Origin of the sequence: Gilliamella sp. (genome assembly GCF_024104075.1) — a bacterium.
Classification (GTDB): Bacteria; Pseudomonadota; Gammaproteobacteria; order Enterobacterales; family Orbaceae; genus Gilliamella; species Gilliamella bombi.
Map to the genome: position 1 here is coordinate 1 of NZ_JAGGHR010000043.1, position 16455 is coordinate 16455.

General features: G+C 35.5%; 19 protein-coding genes. 10 read left to right on the forward strand and 9 right to left on the reverse strand.

The features are described from left to right. Positions 1-295: 295 nt before the first annotated feature. From purM to rsmE, 6 genes are all read right to left on the reverse strand, one after another. Positions 296-1333, reverse strand: coding sequence for a phosphoribosylformylglycinamidine cyclo-ligase (gene purM, locus J6569_RS10065; RefSeq protein WP_296318370.1), 1038 nt, complete (start codon positions 1331-1333; stop codon positions 296-298). 98 nt (positions 1334-1431) lie between these two features. Further along, positions 1432-1842, reverse strand: a complete 411-nt coding sequence (gene ruvX, locus J6569_RS10070) for a Holliday junction resolvase RuvX (protein WP_174798117.1) — start codon at positions 1840-1842, stop codon at positions 1432-1434. 3 nt (positions 1843-1845) lie between these two features. Next, positions 1846-2403, reverse strand: a complete 558-nt coding sequence (locus J6569_RS10075) for a YqgE/AlgH family protein (RefSeq protein WP_065590486.1) — start codon at positions 2401-2403, stop codon at positions 1846-1848. Between the two features lie 21 nt (positions 2404-2424). Further along, the gene (locus tag J6569_RS10080) at positions 2425-2877 is read right to left on the reverse strand and encodes a GNAT family N-acetyltransferase (RefSeq protein WP_065590487.1); all 453 of its coding nucleotides are present in this window, start codon (positions 2875-2877) and stop codon (positions 2425-2427) included. Positions 2878-2880: 3 nt separating this feature from the next. Further along, positions 2881-3837, reverse strand: coding sequence for a glutathione synthase (gene gshB, locus J6569_RS10085; RefSeq protein ID WP_296318371.1), 957 nt, complete (start codon positions 3835-3837; stop codon positions 2881-2883). Positions 3838-4019: 182 nt separating this feature from the next. Beyond that, positions 4020-4745, reverse strand: a complete 726-nt coding sequence (rsmE, locus tag J6569_RS10090; RefSeq protein WP_296318372.1) for a 16S rRNA (uracil(1498)-N(3))-methyltransferase — start codon at positions 4743-4745, stop codon at positions 4020-4022. Positions 4746-4842: 97 nt separating this feature from the next. Here rsmE and folB point away from each other — a divergent pair, with 97 nt between their 5' ends. The 4 genes from folB (at position 4843) to J6569_RS10110 (ending at position 6946) form a co-directional block, all read left to right on the forward strand. Beyond that, on the forward strand, positions 4843-5214 hold the full coding sequence (folB, locus tag J6569_RS10095) for a dihydroneopterin aldolase (protein ID WP_085163848.1): 372 nt from the start codon (positions 4843-4845) through the stop codon (positions 5212-5214). Beyond that, positions 5192-6247 (forward strand): MBL fold metallo-hydrolase, encoded by a 1056-nt coding sequence (locus J6569_RS10100; protein ID WP_296318373.1) that lies wholly within the window; start codon positions 5192-5194, stop codon positions 6245-6247. The genes folB and J6569_RS10100 overlap by 23 nt, the downstream gene beginning before the upstream one ends. Before the next feature lie 62 nt (positions 6248-6309). Continuing rightward, a complete protein-coding gene (locus J6569_RS10105) occupies positions 6310-6516 on the forward strand; it encodes a hypothetical protein (protein ID WP_065590490.1) in 207 nt (68 codons plus the stop codon). A gap of 1 nt (position 6517) precedes the next feature. After that, positions 6518-6946 carry an EamA family transporter gene (locus tag J6569_RS10110; protein WP_296318374.1) on the forward strand — a complete coding sequence of 143 codons (429 nt, stop codon included), beginning with the start codon at positions 6518-6520 and terminating at the stop codon, positions 6944-6946. 91 nt (positions 6947-7037) lie between these two features. Here J6569_RS10110 and moeA read toward each other — a convergent pair whose 3' ends face one another. The 3 genes from moeA to rsmI form a co-directional block, all read right to left on the reverse strand. After that, complete coding sequence (moeA, locus tag J6569_RS10115) at positions 7038-8264, reverse strand: molybdopterin molybdotransferase MoeA (protein ID WP_296318375.1); 1227 nt, start codon at positions 8262-8264, stop codon at positions 7038-7040. A 165-nt stretch (positions 8265-8429) separates the two neighbouring features. Beyond that, complete coding sequence (gene ychF / locus J6569_RS10120; protein WP_034910937.1) at positions 8430-9521, reverse strand: redox-regulated ATPase YchF; 1092 nt, start codon at positions 9519-9521, stop codon at positions 8430-8432. Between the two features lie 205 nt (positions 9522-9726). Then, the gene (gene rsmI, locus J6569_RS10125) at positions 9727-10554 is read right to left on the reverse strand and encodes a 16S rRNA (cytidine(1402)-2'-O)-methyltransferase (protein WP_296318376.1); all 828 of its coding nucleotides are present in this window, start codon (positions 10552-10554) and stop codon (positions 9727-9729) included. Between the two features lie 417 nt (positions 10555-10971). On the opposite strand from rsmI, the gene nlpD reads away from it, so the two are divergent. From nlpD to J6569_RS10155, 6 genes are all read left to right on the forward strand, one after another. Further along, the gene (gene nlpD / locus J6569_RS10130; protein ID WP_065590494.1) at positions 10972-12042 is read left to right on the forward strand and encodes a murein hydrolase activator NlpD; all 1071 of its coding nucleotides are present in this window, start codon (positions 10972-10974) and stop codon (positions 12040-12042) included. Positions 12043-12160: 118 nt separating this feature from the next. Then, complete coding sequence (gpmA, locus tag J6569_RS10135) at positions 12161-12913, forward strand: 2,3-diphosphoglycerate-dependent phosphoglycerate mutase (RefSeq protein WP_065590495.1); 753 nt, start codon at positions 12161-12163, stop codon at positions 12911-12913. Positions 12914-13026: 113 nt separating this feature from the next. After that, the gene (locus J6569_RS10140) at positions 13027-13605 is read left to right on the forward strand and encodes a thymidine kinase (protein ID WP_034910926.1); all 579 of its coding nucleotides are present in this window, start codon (positions 13027-13029) and stop codon (positions 13603-13605) included. 178 nt (positions 13606-13783) lie between these two features. Further along, on the forward strand, positions 13784-14992 hold the full coding sequence (locus J6569_RS10145; RefSeq protein WP_296300862.1) for an aldose 1-epimerase family protein: 1209 nt from the start codon (positions 13784-13786) through the stop codon (positions 14990-14992). Between the two features lie 237 nt (positions 14993-15229). After that, a complete protein-coding gene (locus J6569_RS10150) occupies positions 15230-15823 on the forward strand; it encodes a UbiX family flavin prenyltransferase (RefSeq protein WP_065609692.1) in 594 nt (197 codons plus the stop codon). A 141-nt stretch (positions 15824-15964) separates the two neighbouring features. Next, complete coding sequence (locus J6569_RS10155) at positions 15965-16279, forward strand: hypothetical protein (protein WP_143421978.1); 315 nt, start codon at positions 15965-15967, stop codon at positions 16277-16279. Positions 16280-16455: the final 176 nt, after the last annotated feature.

Sequence of the window (16455 nt, forward strand, 5' to 3'; positions counted from 1 at the left end):
AGATTAAGTTTGAGCTACTACAAATGAATGGTATAGCGCTGGTTCGGGTGGTGGTAACATTAATACTATGGCTATTTCTAGTCATTTATATAATACAAATAGAGTAGCATGTGTAAGTCCTTAATGTGATAAAGTAACTCGATCGTTTGTCACAAAATAATAGCTAAAAAAGATTTATTAAATGGTACAGTTAGATGTTTGCAAATTGTTACCAGCTGGCAATAATGACCTGAAAAAGTAGCATATTATCCATCTAATTCATTATATTAATGGATGGATAATATGAAAATACAATTTATTTTATTACAACGCGCTCGCCTGATGTAGCGTGTTTAATTTCACCTAATAACCATGCCTTTTCACCATGATTATTTAGTAAAGTAATTGCTTGATCGGCTAACTGTTTTGGTAAAGCAATAATTAAGCCAACACCACAGTTAAAAGTTCGATACATTTCGTGACGGCTGACATTACCTGCTTTTTGTAACCAATTAAATATTTCAGGCCATTGCCAGCTTGCTTCATTAATTATGGCTTGTGTATTATCAGGTAATACGCGAGGGATGTTTTCCCAAAATCCGCCGCCTGTAATATGGGCAATGGCATGCACATCAACTTGAGTAATAAGGTCAAGAACGGACTTAACGTAGATCTTAGTTGGTGCAAGTAGATGATCGGCAAGAGTTTTGCCACCTAACTGTTCAGTGGCAGGATTTACACCGCTGACTTCAATTATTTTACGCACTAATGAATAGCCATTAGAATGAGCACCGCTTGATGCTAATGCAATTAATGCATCACCATCTTGTACTTTGCTACCGTCGATCATGGCTGATTTTTCAACAACACCAACGCAAAATCCTGCTAAATCATAGTCATTACCATGATACATACCAGGCATTTCAGCTGTTTCGCCCCCAACTAAGGCACAACCTGATTGTTTACAACCCTCAGCAATACCAGTTACCACAGTGGCTGCAACATCAACATTAAGTTTGCCGGTAGCATAATAATCAAGGAAGAATAAAGGTTCAGCACCTTGTACAATCAGATCGTTAACACACATTGCTACTAAATCGATGCCGATTGATTTGTGGCGATTTAAATCCATTGCTAGACGTAATTTAGTTCCGACACCATCGGTACCAGATACTAAAATAGGTTCTTTATATTTTTGTGGAATAGCACACAGTGCGCCAAAGCCACCCAGTCCACCCATAACCTCAGGTCGTTTGGTTTCTTTAACAACAGATTTAATACGATTAACAAGTTCATTACCAGCATCAATATCGACACCAGCATCTTTATAACTAAGAGAATTGTTGTTTGACACGGTAAGTAGTCCTTACAATAAAAAGTTGTTGTTATTTTAGCAAGGATGAAATTTAATGGCGATTAATTATTTACAAAATAACCAATTAAATAAAATTACTAATTATTTTCAAACCAACTTTCCAAAATAATAATGGCAGAAGTTGCATCAACATGACCCTTTTCAAGTGCTCGATAACCTCGTGAAGCAAAAATATGTGATTTTGCTTCAACGGTCGATAACCGCTCATCTTGCAAATGTACTTGATAACCAAATCTGCCATGCAACCGATTAGCAAATTTACGAGCTCGGGCTGTTAATGGTTGTTCGGTGCCATCCATATTTAGGGGAAGCCCAACGACTAAAAAATCAGGTTTCCACTCATTTAATACCTTTTCGATAGCTTGCCAGTTAGGAATACCATCGCGTGCTTTAAACGAGCATAAAGGATTGGCTGTTTTAGTTATATCTTGGCCAATAGCCGCTCCAATACTGGTTGTGCCAAAATCAAATGCAATAATGGTTGCCATGGGTCATGCATTTCCCATTTGGTGTGAAATAGTATTCATATTGATTCCAAGTGATTGAGCGGCTTTTTGCCAACGTTCATCAATGGCAACTTCATAAATAATTTGAGGATCGGCATCAACCACTAACCAATCATTACGAGCAATTTCATCTTCGAGTTGTAGAGACTGCCAGCTTGAATAACCTAAAGCCAAAAAGATATTTTGGGGCTGTTCAGGAGAGCCGATTGATTTAAGCGCATCAAGCGAAGTGCTAATCATCACATCATCTGAAATCTGAATACTAGAAGCAAACCCATCTAAAGGTGTGTGTAAAATAAAACCCTGTTCATCAGCAATGGGACCACCACAAAATACAGGTTGTTCTAGTTCTGCGCAACTTGTTGGTGATGTAATTTCTAAACGTGCAAGAACGGTTGCCACATTAAGTTCAATAATTGGTTTATTAATCATAATCCCCATAGCGCCATCACGATTATGTTCACAAATATAAATAACTGAATGACTAAACATAGAATCATCAAGTGTTGGCATTGCGATAATAAAATGGTTTTTTAAATTCATAGTTTCACATTCAAGTTAATTTTATAATGCACATTTGCCAATTTTAACGTTGTGTTCAACATTACAGTGCATTAATAGTTCTGGTTCATTTGTTTCTTCATTGATCGATTCTGAAACAATTTCAAAATTTTGAGAAAGATAAAAGTTAATCGCATTAGTATTTTTTTTATAAACATGTACCAACAGTTCGTTATGGCGTTGTTTTGCTTTTTCAACAAGAGCTTTACCTGTTCCTTGTCGGCGAAAAGCTTCATCTACAAATAGACCTGAAATATAATTTTCAGTTATACCGATAAACCCTTTAACTCCATCAAGGTCTTGAACGTATAAAGTAGACATTGGAATTAACATTTTTACTAAATCACAATTTTGTTTAAAAAACTCAGGATTGATAAAGTTATGAGCTTGCAAATTACCTTGCAACCATATTGTCATTACGCTATTTAAATCTTCAGATTTATATTGTCTAATCATTGTTTAACTCTTTTTATTTAATCGATGTTCTATTGCGTCCATTAACATACCGGTAATTGAAAGGCCTGGGTTAGCTGCTTCAATTTCACGAACACAGGTTGGGCTGGTAACGTTAATTTCGGTTAACTTATCACCAATGATGTCAAGTCCTACAAATAGTAGGCCTTTTTCTTTTAAAACTGGGGCGATGCTTTTAGCTATGTGCCAATCGCTTTCGCTTAAGGCTCTAACTTCGCCATGTCCTCCAGCAGCAAGGTTGCCACGAGTTTCACCTTTTTGAGGGATTCGTGCTAAACAATAAGGTACAGGTTCACCATCAACCACTAATACACGTTTATCACCGTCTTTAATCGCAGGAATAAAGTTTTGAGCCATACAATAACGTGTGTTATGTTCAGTTAACGTTTCAATAATCACTGAAACATTGGGATCGTCTTGTTTGATTCGAAAAATGGATGATCCCCCCATGCCATCAAGTGGTTTTAAAATGATATCATGGTGTTGTTCGTGAAAAGCTTTGATATGCTGTGTTTGACGTGTAACCAAGGTTTTTGGTGTAAACTCGGCAAACCAAGCGGTAAAAAGCTTTTCGTTACAATCGCGTAGACTTTGTGGTTTATTTACGACTAACACACCGTTAGCTTCGGCACGCTCTAGAATGTATGTAGCATAGATATACTCAGTATCAAAAGGTGGATCTTTACGCATTAAAATTGTGTCAAGGTCACTTAGTGGAATCGTTTTTTCTTGCCCAAGTTCAAACCAATGATCTTTATCGTTATAAACTGTTAAAGCGCGAGTTGTGGCATAAGCTTCGCCAGTATCTAGAAAAAGGTCATTCATTTCAATATAAAAAAGTTCATAACCCCTTTTTTGCGCCTCAAGTAACATGGCAAAACTGGTATCTTTTTTTATTTTGATGTGACTAATTGGATCCATTACAATGCCCAGCTTTATCATGATGACTCCTTACCTATTTTGTCTTTATAAAATTGTTTTATACTGAAATATGGGTATTCCTGAAACTTTTTAACAGGTTTTTAATCATAATACCCAAATTAAAATTTAATATTTGTTGTTATCATACTCGTTACAAGTTCAGTTGCAAAGCAATCATTACTTATCATTTGTATAAGATATATTTATCCAAGATCGCCTAAATGTACTTGTAAGGCGGTGAGAGCAGTTAATGCTGCAGTTTCTGTTCGCAACACTCTAGGGCCGAGTAAAATGTCAGAAAAATGATAGTTATGTGTCATGCTAATTTCATTATCAGATAAACCACCTTCAGGTCCAATTAGTAAGTAAATTTGTTTATGCGTATTAGTTAACTGTCTAATACCATATTCAGCTTTGGGGTGTAAATTGAGTTTTAAGCCTTCGGTCAAACTAGCACACCAACTTTCTAACTTCATTACTGGATGAATAACTGGAATCACGTTTCGACCGCATTGTTCACAAGCAGAAATAACAATTTTTTGCCATTGTTGAATTTTCTTTTCGAGCCTTTCTTCATGAAGTTTGACGCCACAACGTTCAGAAATGAGTGGGGTGATACTCGCTACGCCTAATTCGACTGATTTTTGAATTGTAAACTCCATTTTTTCACCGCGTGAAATCACTTGCCCTAAGTGAATTTCTAACGGTGATTCACGATTATCTAAAATGGGCAAAGAGGTTTTTACTGTAACTGTTTTTTTATTGATTTCATGTATAACTGCAGGAGTAATATGGTTTGAACCATCAAATAAAATAATATTTTCACCTACTTTCATGCGTAACACGCGTATAAGATGGTTAAATGCATTATCATCTAGGGTAACAAGACTATTTGGCTCAATGGTAAATGGTTGAAAAATTCGAGTCATAATTTTGTATATCTTATATTATTTGCAATAAATTATAGCGTAATTTAACAAGATTCGGTAATCTCTATTTAATGTAACTTATGTTTTGGAATCAGGTATGAATACATATAGCAAAGATAGGGTATTAATCGAAGGATTAACTGTTTTAACCACCATCGGCGTGTATGAGTGGGAAAAGACTATTAAACAAAAATTAATTATTGATCTTGAAATGGCGTGGGATAATAAACCTGCTGGAGAAAGTGATAACGTATCACTTTGCTTAGATTATTTTGTGGTTAGTCAAACTATAACACAATTGGTTGAATGTTCGAATTTTGAATTGATTGAATGTGTTGCTGAGCGTATTGCTGAGCGTATTATTAAACAATTTTCGGTTAATTGGCTTAAAGTTAAAGTATCCAAACCGAATGCAATAGCTAATGCTCGAAATGTTGCTGTAATAATTGAACGTACAGCAAATAAATAAACTAATTAGTGGTAAAGATACTGTAACAATGATAGATAATAAAAAGCAAGATTTAATTACTACCAAAAAACATCATACAGCTAAAGGGTTTAGGCACGACGAATCTTTTAAAATAAAAATAAGTGAGTTTTTGCGTTGGCGTTTTGAACGTAAAGTTTTACCTCCTAAAGAAGGTTATCACAACTTTAATCAGACGTGGTTTGAGCAAATAAATCTTGACTTTCCCGATGATAGAGTTTGGTGGATTGGTCACTCGACAACATTGATTCGTTTAGGCGGTAAAATGATTCTGACAGATCCTATCTTTTCTAAACGAGCTTCGCCATTACAATTGATCGGACCGAAACGTCGCACACCTCCAGCTTTAGAAATCGAACAACTACCGCAGATTGATTTTATTGTAATTTCACATAACCATTATGATCATCTTGATTATCATAGCATTCGGAAATTAATTGCGCGCTTTCCTAATATTGTAATAATGGCTCCTCTTGGTTTAAAAAAAGCATTATTAAAATTGGGAGCAAAACAGATTACTGAATTAGATTGGTGGGATAGCGTAACTGTTGATGGGCTTACTTTTTCGGCAACGTCGGCTATACACTGGAGCAATCGTGGATTATTTGATGTAAATAAAGCATTATGGTGTGGTTGGGTGATTCAATCTAATATTGATAATCAAGATCAATCAAAGACAGTCTATTTTATGGGGGATACATGCTACTCTGCTGAATTAAAAGAGATCGCTAAGCGATTTCCTTCAATTGATTTGGCATTAATTCCAATTGGGGCTTATGCACCACGTTGGTATATGCAATCACAGCATATCGATCCCAAACAAGCTGTGCAGTTATATGACGAACTCAATTGTCATTGCGCAATAGCCATTCATTGGGGGGCATTTGAATTAGCTGATGAACCATTAGATGAACCACCTCAATTATTAATTGAACACAAAGCCGAGCGCGCTTTTCATCTATTAAAAATAGGTGGTAATTTAGCTATTAAACGTATTAATTATGAATTAAAATAACTTCAATAGAAACAAATGTAATACCTATAATTATTTAATGTATTTGCCAAAAGGAGAAAGAAATGAAAGTAGCAGTTATTGGGCTATCTTGTTTAATGTTTAGCCTAGCATTAGTTGGATGTGGAGGAAAAAACGACGAAGGCAAAACTTATCATTGGTCAAAAGCGCACGGTGTTTTAGAGGATTGTCGTGGTGTAATGAATAAATCTCAACAATGTAGCAATAATTCGAATAATCAACAATATTTATTCAAAGTAGATAAATATTAATATGAGTGCATGGCTGATTTACGCATTACTTTCTGCCATTACTGCGGCCAGTGTTGCTATTTTAGGGAAAATTGGTTTACAACATCTTGATGCTAACACCGCTACTGCAATTCGTGCCATTGTAATGGCTATTTTTTTAGTTGGTGTAGTTGTTGTTCAGGGTAAATTAAATCTTATCAACACCTTTTTTAATGATAAAAAGGCATTACTTATTATTGCGCTAAGCGGTATTGCAGGTGCGCTATCTTGGCTATTTTACTTTATGGCGATCAAAGAAGGCAAGGTGTCGCAAGTTGCGCCAATTGACAAATTAAGCGTAGTTTTTGCTGTTGTGTTTGCCGTTGTTTTATTTGGTGAAAAGATCTCGTTGTTAGCTGGCGTTGGTGTCGCTATGATTGCAGTTGGTGCGATATTAGTGGCACTATTTTAATTGTGCACCAACGAACGCTATTGCCTTGGTTTATTGATATGCGTGGCTTTATAGGAGGCAGAATTCATAAACCATGGCTTGAACTATAACATCACTTAAGTAATGTATTAAACAGTTCAACATTCACCATTTCGCCTTCACTAACATTACCACGATCTTGTTCAAGCACAATAAAACAGTTAGCTTGGTTAAATGACTGCGTAATATGAGAACCTTGTTGACCAGTTGTTGTTACTTCTAACTCACCTTGTTTATTAATTTGTAATATTCCTCTTTGAAAATCTAATCTCCCGATTCTTTTTTTGACGCTGGTAGCAATTTTTACTTTGAAAGATAAATCGATTGATGTTAGTTGTTGTCCTGAAAGCACTAAAATAAGTGGTTGTACCAATTGATAAAAAGTCACTAAAGTTGAAACGGGATTACCAGGTAAACCACAAAATAGTGCATTGCCAATTTTGCCAAAGGCAAAAGGCTTGCCTGGTTTCATTGCAATCTTCCAAAAATTGATTTGTCCTAATGTTTCAAGTGCAGTTTTGGTATAATCAGCGTCACCGACGGATACGCCTCCACTTGTTATCACCAAGTCAGCTTGACTTGATGCAGTTATTAACGCTTTTTTGATTTCGGTAAGATCATCAGCAATAATACCGAGATCAATAACCTCACAGTTAAGTTTGGTTAATAATAATTTTAGTGTGAAGCGGTTGCTGTCATAAATAGCGCCATTGCCAGATAATGGCTGACCAATGGGGGTTAATTCATCACCCGTTGATAAGATGGCTACCTTTAATTTTTTAAAGACAACAAGATCACTAATGCCTAATGTTGCAAGTGTCGATAGTGTTGGTATCGTTAATTTAGTCCCTTTGTTGACTGTGATCGCACCTTTTTTAACATCTTCACCTATACGACGAATATTATCGCCAGCTTTTACGTTACTTAAAAAGGTAATCCCTAGATCAGATTTTTCGGTCTGCTCCTGCATAACAACCGCATCGGCATCATTTGGCACTGGAGCTCCTGTCATAATGCGTAAACAAGTGCCTTGTGGCCAATGAAGATTGTTTATATCATCACCTGCAAAAATAGCACCAGCCAGTGGCAACAATTTTGATTGTTTAAAATCTGCTAACCGAACCGCATAACCATCCATAGCTGAATTATCAAAACTAGGTACATTAATAGGGGAAATTACAGGTTCAGCGGTAATCCTTTCTAATGCATCAAATAACGTAACTTTTTCACTATGCAGCGATTTTATGGTTGATGCGCTTTGAAGTAGTTGTTGCTTGGCTTGTTGAAAAGTGAGTAACATAAAAGTGGGCTGTCCTTATATTTACCAATCTATTATTGGTTCAGTTGACAAAAAGTTTCAGGTAACACTACGTTTAAGTAAAAAAATAAATTTTATATCAATATTAATTAGTTATTATGGATATCAATATAACAACGTCGCCAAAAGGCGACGTAAAATAATCAACTATACATTAAATAAGAAGTTCATAATATCGCCATCTTGTACGATATAATCTTTACCTTCAGCACGCATTTTGCCTGCCTCTTTAGCTCCTTGTTCACCACCGTATTTAATAAAATCATCAAAAGCAATGGTTTGCGCACGAATAAAGCCTTTTTCAAAATCGGTATGAATTTTGCCTGCTGCTTGAGGTGCGGTATCGCCAACCGAAATTGTCCAAGCACGAACTTCTTTTACGCCTGCGGTAAAATAAGTTTGAAGATTAAGTAAACTATAGCCAGCACGAATCACACGATTTAAGCCTGGTTCGGTTAAACCTAAATCTTGCATAAACTCATCACGATCGGCATCATCAAGTTCGGCTAGTTCTGCTTCAATGGCTGCACAAACAGGGACTACAACAGCTTTTTCTTGTTCCGCTATTGCTTTTACTTTATCTAAATAAGGATTATTTTCAAAACCATCTTCATTAACATTGGCAATGTACATAGTTGGTTTTAACGTTAAAAAACTAAGGTATTTGATGGCTTCAAGTTCTTCTTTGCTAAGATCTAATAAGAGTAGCTTTTTGCCTTGCTCAAGATGAGGTAAACACTTTTCAAGGATTTCCACTTCAAATTTGGCGTCTTTGTCACCACCTTTAGCGCGTTTTTGTTGGCGAGTTATTGCTCGTTCACACGCTTCAAGATCGGCTAATGCTAGCTCGGTATTGATAATTTCGATATCTTCAGCAGGATCGATTTTACCCGCAACGTGGACAATGTTCTCGTTTTCAAAGCAACGCACTACATGACCGATAGCTTCTGTTTCACGAATATTAGCTAAAAATTGATTTCCTAAACCTTCGCCTTTTGATGCGCCTTTAACAAGCCCAGCAATATCAACAAATTCCATGGTAGTAGGTAATGTGCGTTGTGGTTTAACAATTTTAGCTAACTCATCTAAACGGGGATCTGGCATTGGTACAACCCCAGTATTTGGCTCGATAGTACAAAACGGAAAATTAGCCGCTTCAATGCCAGCTTTAGTTAGTGCGTTAAAAAGCGTTGACTTACCTACATTCGGTAATCCGACAATCCCACATTTAAATCCCATACTGTTTGTTACCTTTTTTGTTTTAAAATATCTTAAAAATAAGGGGCGATTATATACTAAATTGCGCTATTTGTGCTAATCTTCTTATCGATAAATCAACCGATAATTAAGCAAATTAGTAATAATCATTTAGTTTATTATCCAATCAACGCTTTCTAAAAACCGTTTTATAAGCTATACCAAGTAATATAACTTAACGACACAATTATTGTTTGGAACCTAAACCAATTTGATAAAGTTGATTTTTTTTAAGTCCATATATTTCAGCAGTAATGGCTGCTGCCTTTTTTAGCGGTAATTCTTTTTGCAATAGTTTAAGGGTACTAATTACCTGAGGATCGATATCATCATCGCATTTGATATAACCTTGAACAATCAATACAAATTCACCTTTTTGGCGAGAAGTATCCTCGTTTAGCCAATTAATCAGCTCATTAACCTTAAAACTGACAATGGTCTCCCATGTTTTGGTTAGTTCCTTAGCTAAAATGATCTGCTTATTTGGTCCCCAAATAGTTTGCATATCGTTAAGCGTGTCTAATAAGCGATGTGTTGATTCATAAAAAATCATTGTTCGTGGTTCGTCTAACAATTTTACAAGACAATCTTGGCGAGCTTTAGCTTTAGCTGGTAAAAAACCTTCATAAATAAACTTATCTGACGGCAACCCTGATGCACATAAAGCAGCAATCGCAGCACAAGCACCAGGAACGGGAACTACTTTTATGTTATTTTCGCGACAAGCCTTAACTAAATGATACCCGGGATCATTAATTAACGGAGTGCCAGCATCAGAAATCAAAGCAATTGATAAGCCAGATTTAAGTTTTTCAATCAAAATATTGGACTTTTCTTGTTCATTATGATCATGTAAAGCAAACAATTTTGCTTTTATTCCAAGATGTTGTAAAAGTAAACCGCTATGGCGAGTATCTTCAGCCGCAATAAGATCGACACTTTTCAGTGTATTGATGGCTCTGAGTGTAATATCATCTAAGTTTCCGATGGGGGTGGCAACAATATATAAAGTCATTATTTTAAATCACATTAAATTTTTTTAGAAATACGGCAAAGGTACTGTACGAAAACCTATTTTATTGTATATACTCGTTACATTCAAAATAAATCCGACAAAGCCTGAATAATTAGTTAATCAAAAGTAGAAAAATAGCTTGCTTATAACAAAATTAAGCATAAGCTGATTGGGATTATACCTTTGGATAATAAAGAAATTATATTAGCTCAGTTTGAATTTTAGTGGTTATAGATCGCAAGAATAATCAAATAACAAATTTAAGGTTTTCATCGTGAAATTCTAGATGAATTTATTGATTTAACTAATAACTAATCAATATAATAGCGTTTTTACTATAAAAACGCTAAAATGTGCTGATAAAATAAGATGTATAAATGCTATTGAACACAAAATAGTCAAAAACAAAATTTACGAATGAAAGGTGTTGCTTTGAAAAAAATACTTACATTAAGTTGCTTAAGTTTGTTGATTGTTGCTTGTACGCAAACTGAGCAGGCCGAAATTGAAGATATTTCTGGCGCAGGTGGATCATCAACTTCTTCTGTCTATACCAAACCACCTGCCAATATATCAACAGGCGGTAGAACAGTTTCTACTCCTACTAATCATAACCTTCCATCATCAAGGCAGGCGACGGTTTCAAATTCCAACACCGCTAACAATACTAGCACGGTGATTAGTAATGAGCGTATTGTCTATAATCGTAATTACGACGACATTCCAAAAGGCGGATATCAAGGCGATACTTACACTGTTAAACGAGGCGATACTTTATTTTATATTGCATGGGTAACTGGTAATGATTACCGTTCACTAGCAGCTAAAAATAATATCAAAGAACCATTTGCCGTTAATGTTGGGCAAGTATTAGACGTTAGTGGCGGAACTGTTGTGGTAACACAAAAAACCACAACCAATAATACAACGACAAATAAATCAAACAACAATAATTCATCTGTAGTGATTGGACAAGCTAAAACTAAACCAACAATAACCAAAACAACAACGACTTCAATTACCACAATAGATAAAAATAAACGTCCAACAACAACTGAAACAACTGAAACAATCACTGAACCGCTAGATGATTCTACTAGAAGTCCAACTATAAATTCAAAAGCAGTCAATATTTCATGGCGATGGCCTGCACGAGGCAAGATTATTGAGAAATTCTCAAAGGCAAGTAAAGGTATTGATATTTCGGGTTCAATTGGCGATAAGGTTTTGGCTGCGGCTGATGGACGCGTTGTTTATTCTGGTAATGCGTTACCAGGTTATGGTAATTTAATCATTATTAAACATAATGATGACTATTTAACAGCATATGCGCATAACCAATCTATATTAGTAAAAGAACAACAAGCCGTTCGCGCAGGTGAGCAAATAGCCACAATGGGTGCAACTGGCACTTCGTCAGTTAGATTACACTTTGAAATTCGTTACAAAGCGCAATCAGTTGACCCGTTAAAATACTTACCCAAATAATAAACGTTTTGAGTCAGTCTGGTTGGCTCAAAACAAATGGGCATGCACGGTAATAACCTAGCATGTCTATGACAGAATATACCAAAAATTTAATCTACGTAACAAAGGAGTTATATTCATGGCAGTTAAAAAATTAGTGCTAATTCGACATGGAGAAAGTGTTTGGAACCAAGAAAACCGTTTTTGTGGTTGGACTGATGTTGATTTATCTGATAAAGGTAACAAAGAAGCGGCTGAAGCAGGTAAATTACTAAAACAAGAAGGTTTCGCATTTGATTATGCTTACACTTCAGTATTAAAACGTGCAATTCACACATTATGGCACGTTTTAGACGAAGTAGATCAAGCATGGTTACCTGTTGAAAAAAGCTGGAAGCTAAACGAACGTCATTATGGTGCATTACAAGGTTTGAATAAAGCTGAAACAGCAGCAAAATATGGTGATGAACAAGTAAAATTATGGCGTCGTGGCTTTGCAATTACACCTCCTGCACTTGAAAAATCAGATGAACGTTTTCCTGGTCACGATTCACGCTATAGCAAACTACCTGAATCAGAATTACCATTAACCGAAAGCCTAGCCTTAACTATTAAACGTGTACTACCTTACTGGGAATCAACAATTGCTCCACGTGTAGCTAAAGGTGAACGTGTTATCATTGCTGCTCATGGTAACTCACTTCGTGCATTGGTAAAACATTTAGACAACATCAGCGATGATGATATTATCGAACTAAACATCCCAACTGGTGTGCCATTAGTGTATGAATTTGATGACAATATGAAAGTTATCAAACACTACTACCTAGGCAATGCTGACGAAATCGCTGCAAAACAAGCTGCTGTTGCCAACCAAGGTAAAGCAAAATAATTATTCAATAAACTATTAAAGAGGTAGGTTATTTAACTTACCTTTTTTATTATCCAAATTATCATTTTATTTAACCACTTTTATTGATTTAATCTAATTTTGAGAATTTAATTTTGTCTAAAATCTATTATATATATGGCGTAATGAATGCCGGAAAATCCACAGAGCTTTTACAAATTGACCATAATTATTTAAGTAATAATATGCAGACTTTATTACTTAAATCATCAGTCGATACTCGTGACTCGGCAGTTGAAATTGTTTCTCGCTTAGGATTACGCAAAAAAGCGTTACAGCTTGATGACACAACGGTTGATGAAATTATTGAGCATATCAAACAAAGCAATTATGCCTGTATACTAATCGATGAAAGCCAGTTTTTATCGCGTAATACTATTTGGAAGTTATCTGATGTATGTGACGAATATGGCGTACCAATCATGTTTTTTGGTATCAAAACCGATTATATGGGACACCTGTTTGAAGGTTCTAAAACACTACTTGAAATAGCCGACAATTTTAGAGAGCTCAAAACTGTATGCTGGTGTGGCAAAAAAGCAACTATGATTTTATTGGAAGGACAAGACGGTAAAATTGTTAAATTCGGAAATTCTATTCATCTAGGTGATAGCGAATACCACTCAGTATGCCGAAAACACTGGAAAGCAGGGCAAATAAGGCCTAAAAACTGATCCTCTTAAAATTTCACACTTATTTCTTTCAACAAATTGCTTGTACATATGCAATATGCTTTTGGAAAAGTGTGAATAAACTCTCATTTTTGCGATTTTCTTTTTGTTGATTCTTTTTATTTTATGTCATATTAACTGACACGATTCAGTATTATTTTGTTAACTATGAGGAATCACCATGAAAATCAAAATTATTTCACTAGCTGTTGTGATTAGTTTAGTTAGTTATAATGCCAATGCTAAAGAATTTGTATTAACTGATAACGAAAAAGGTATTGCCAAAGGTAATTGGTCAGTTTCGAGTCAAGATTTAGGAATAAAAGGTTCAAAATTCGCTATTCAAAATACGATCCTTAAAGGTGGTAAACAAGACGGAACTGAACTACTAACAATTTCTAGTGATAATTTCACTATTAAATTAATTCCAACTCGTGGATTAGGTATTTTGTCTGTTGTTGGTGATGGTGTTCGCATGGGATGGGATTCACCAGTAGATGAAGTCGTTCATCCTAAATATATTAACTTAGAAAGTCGGGCAGGGCTTGGTTGGCTAGATGGCTTTAACGAAATGATGGTTCGTTGTGGTTTTGAATGGACAGGTCATGCTGTGCAAGATAGTGGCATCATGTATACGCTTCATGGTCGTGCGCAAAATACACCTGTTTCTAAATTAATTGTTGATGTATCGGACAAAGCACCGTACACCATTACAGTTAAAGGGTTAATTAAAGAAAATACTTTCAAAAAAAGCAATTTAGAAACTTGGGCATCGCTGATCTATGTGCCAGGAAGTAGAGAATTTACGGTCCACGACGTTCTCACCAATAAGAGTGATTATATCCGTGATTATCAAATTATCTACCATAGTAATTTTGGTACACCTATTCTTGAAGATGGTGCTAAATTTGTTGCACCAGTTAAAGAAATATCTCCATTTAACGATTATGCAAAAGGTGGCCTTGATACATGGCAAACTTATCTAGGTCCAACTAAAGATTTTGATGAAATGGTATTTAATGTTTATCCTTTTTCTGAGGAGAATGGCGAAACACAAGTTATGGTGACCAATAAAGCAGGTGATAAAGCAGCTGGTATTAGTTTTAATACTAAACAGCTACCCGTACTATCATTATGGAAAAATACCGATACCCTCAAGCAAGGTTATGTTACAGGCTTAGAGCCAGGTACCAGTTTTGCTTATCCAGTGACTATCGAACGTGAGCAAAAACGTGTACGTCAGCTTAAACCAGGACAAAGCACTGAATTTACTTTATCTTATAGTTTATTATCTAGCAAAGATGCTGTAACAAAATATGAACAAAAAATTAAAGCTATTCAAGGTAAGCAAGAAACAAAAATTGTAAATGAACCAATAGCTAAAGAATAAATTATTAAAAATGGCTACCAACCTTATATGGTAGCCATAAAACAACCTAATAATCTCAACACTTTTCCCTTATTTTAATATTCATGATAGTAGCCTTAGCTACTTGATTCGCTATCAATAGATAGGTATAGTCACTAAATTAATAACTAGCTTTAATATCGCTTATTTTTAAATGTACAATATAATTTGTAGACTAAATAAAATAATGATTAACAATTTTATTAATATAGGATAAACATGACTCTCCAGCGGATAGTGATTGGCATTAGTGGTGCAACAGGGTTTGCTTATGGAATAAAAGCGTTAGAGCTTTTAAAACCACTTGATATTCAGACTCATTTAGTAATATCAAAAGCAGCACAAATAACGCGCGCTTACGAATTCCCTAACACCAGCATAGCACAAATAGAATCACTAGCTGATAAAGTATATTCTGTCAACAATATTGGTGCGGCCATTGCAAGCGGATCGTTTAAAACTATGGGTATGCTAATTGCACCTTGCTCAATGAGGACTCTAGCTGCCATAGCACATGGCTTATCAGATAACTTACTTACTCGTGCTGCTGATGTTGCATTAAAAGAGCGTCGTCGCTTGGTATTAATGGTTCGTGAATCACCCTTAAATTTAACGCACCTAAAAAACATGGAAACCGTGACACTTATGGGTGGTGTAATATGCCCGCCAGTACCAGCTTTATATCAGCATATTGAATGTTTGGATGATATCATCACCCATAGCGTAGCAAGAGCACTTGACCTATTTGATATTAACATCCCATCGCTACCACGATGGGGCGAAGATCTGCACCTAAACACTAAAACCGAATAACACCAATAAATAAAAAATATGCAAGCCGACTCTAAAATCATAAAATTTATTAAAAATAACCATGTATTATCGCTAAACGTAATCTTACCTGACAACAAACCATGGGCATGTAACACCTTTTATGTTTTTGATGAATCGGTAATGTGTCTGTATCTTCTTTCCGAATTAAAAACCGAACACGCTAAAGCCATGTTAACAAACCCACTAATAGCGGGCACGATCAGTATTACGCCTAAGACGGTTGCACAGATCCAAGGGATCCAATTTCAAGCTCAAGCAACACGATTACAAAAACAACAAGCTGAGCATGCCTATGCGCTATATTATCGGGCATTTCCCTTTGCAAGAGTTATCAAAGCACCAATTTGGGCATTACAGTTACATTATGTGAAAATGACGAATAATTTGCTGGGATTTGGGCGTAAAATTTATTGGAAAAAAGAAGAAGATTTTTAGATTTCTCTAAAAACTATAATTTTACTCATCCCTCCTGTAATTAACTTATTTGAATAAAAGCAAATAAAATTAATATCTTACCTGAATAATTTTGAGCAAAAACACACTTATAGCACCACAATGCTAATAAGTTTGCCTTATCAGAGCGTCAAAATATGTCGATAACGAAGTAAAGC

Bases quoted from the DNA above. Each gene is read 5' to 3' on its own strand.
- gpmA (WP_065590495.1), top strand. From the start codon at position 12,161: ATGGCAGTTAAAAAATTAGTGCTAATTCGACATGGAGAAAGTGTTTGG.
- nlpD (WP_065590494.1), top strand. From the start codon at position 10,972: ATGAAAGGTGTTGCTTTGAAAAAAATACTTACATTAAGTTGCTTAAGT.
- J6569_RS10075 (WP_065590486.1), bottom strand. From the start codon at position 2,403: ATGAATTTAAAAAACCATTTTATTATCGCAATGCCAACACTTGATGAT.
- J6569_RS10110 (WP_296318374.1), top strand. From the start codon at position 6,518: ATGAGTGCATGGCTGATTTACGCATTACTTTCTGCCATTACTGCGGCC.
- J6569_RS10145 (WP_296300862.1), top strand. From the start codon at position 13,784: ATGAAAATCAAAATTATTTCACTAGCTGTTGTGATTAGTTTAGTTAGT.
- J6569_RS10105 (WP_065590490.1), top strand. From the start codon at position 6,310: ATGAAAGTAGCAGTTATTGGGCTATCTTGTTTAATGTTTAGCCTAGCA.
- rsmI (WP_296318376.1), bottom strand. From the start codon at position 10,554: ATGACTTTATATATTGTTGCCACCCCCATCGGAAACTTAGATGATATT.
- moeA (WP_296318375.1), bottom strand. From the start codon at position 8,264: ATGTTACTCACTTTTCAACAAGCCAAGCAACAACTACTTCAAAGCGCA.
- gshB (WP_296318371.1), bottom strand. From the start codon at position 3,837: ATGATAAAGCTGGGCATTGTAATGGATCCAATTAGTCACATCAAAATA.
- J6569_RS10155 (WP_143421978.1), top strand. From the start codon at position 15,965: ATGTGTCTGTATCTTCTTTCCGAATTAAAAACCGAACACGCTAAAGCC.
- ruvX (WP_174798117.1), bottom strand. From the start codon at position 1,842: ATGGCAACCATTATTGCATTTGATTTTGGCACAACCAGTATTGGAGCG.
- folB (WP_085163848.1), top strand. From the start codon at position 4,843: ATGAATACATATAGCAAAGATAGGGTATTAATCGAAGGATTAACTGTT.
- ychF (WP_034910937.1), bottom strand. From the start codon at position 9,521: ATGGGATTTAAATGTGGGATTGTCGGATTACCGAATGTAGGTAAGTCA.
- J6569_RS10080 (WP_065590487.1), bottom strand. From the start codon at position 2,877: ATGATTAGACAATATAAATCTGAAGATTTAAATAGCGTAATGACAATA.
- J6569_RS10150 (WP_065609692.1), top strand. From the start codon at position 15,230: ATGACTCTCCAGCGGATAGTGATTGGCATTAGTGGTGCAACAGGGTTT.
- rsmE (WP_296318372.1), bottom strand. From the start codon at position 4,745: ATGACTCGAATTTTTCAACCATTTACCATTGAGCCAAATAGTCTTGTT.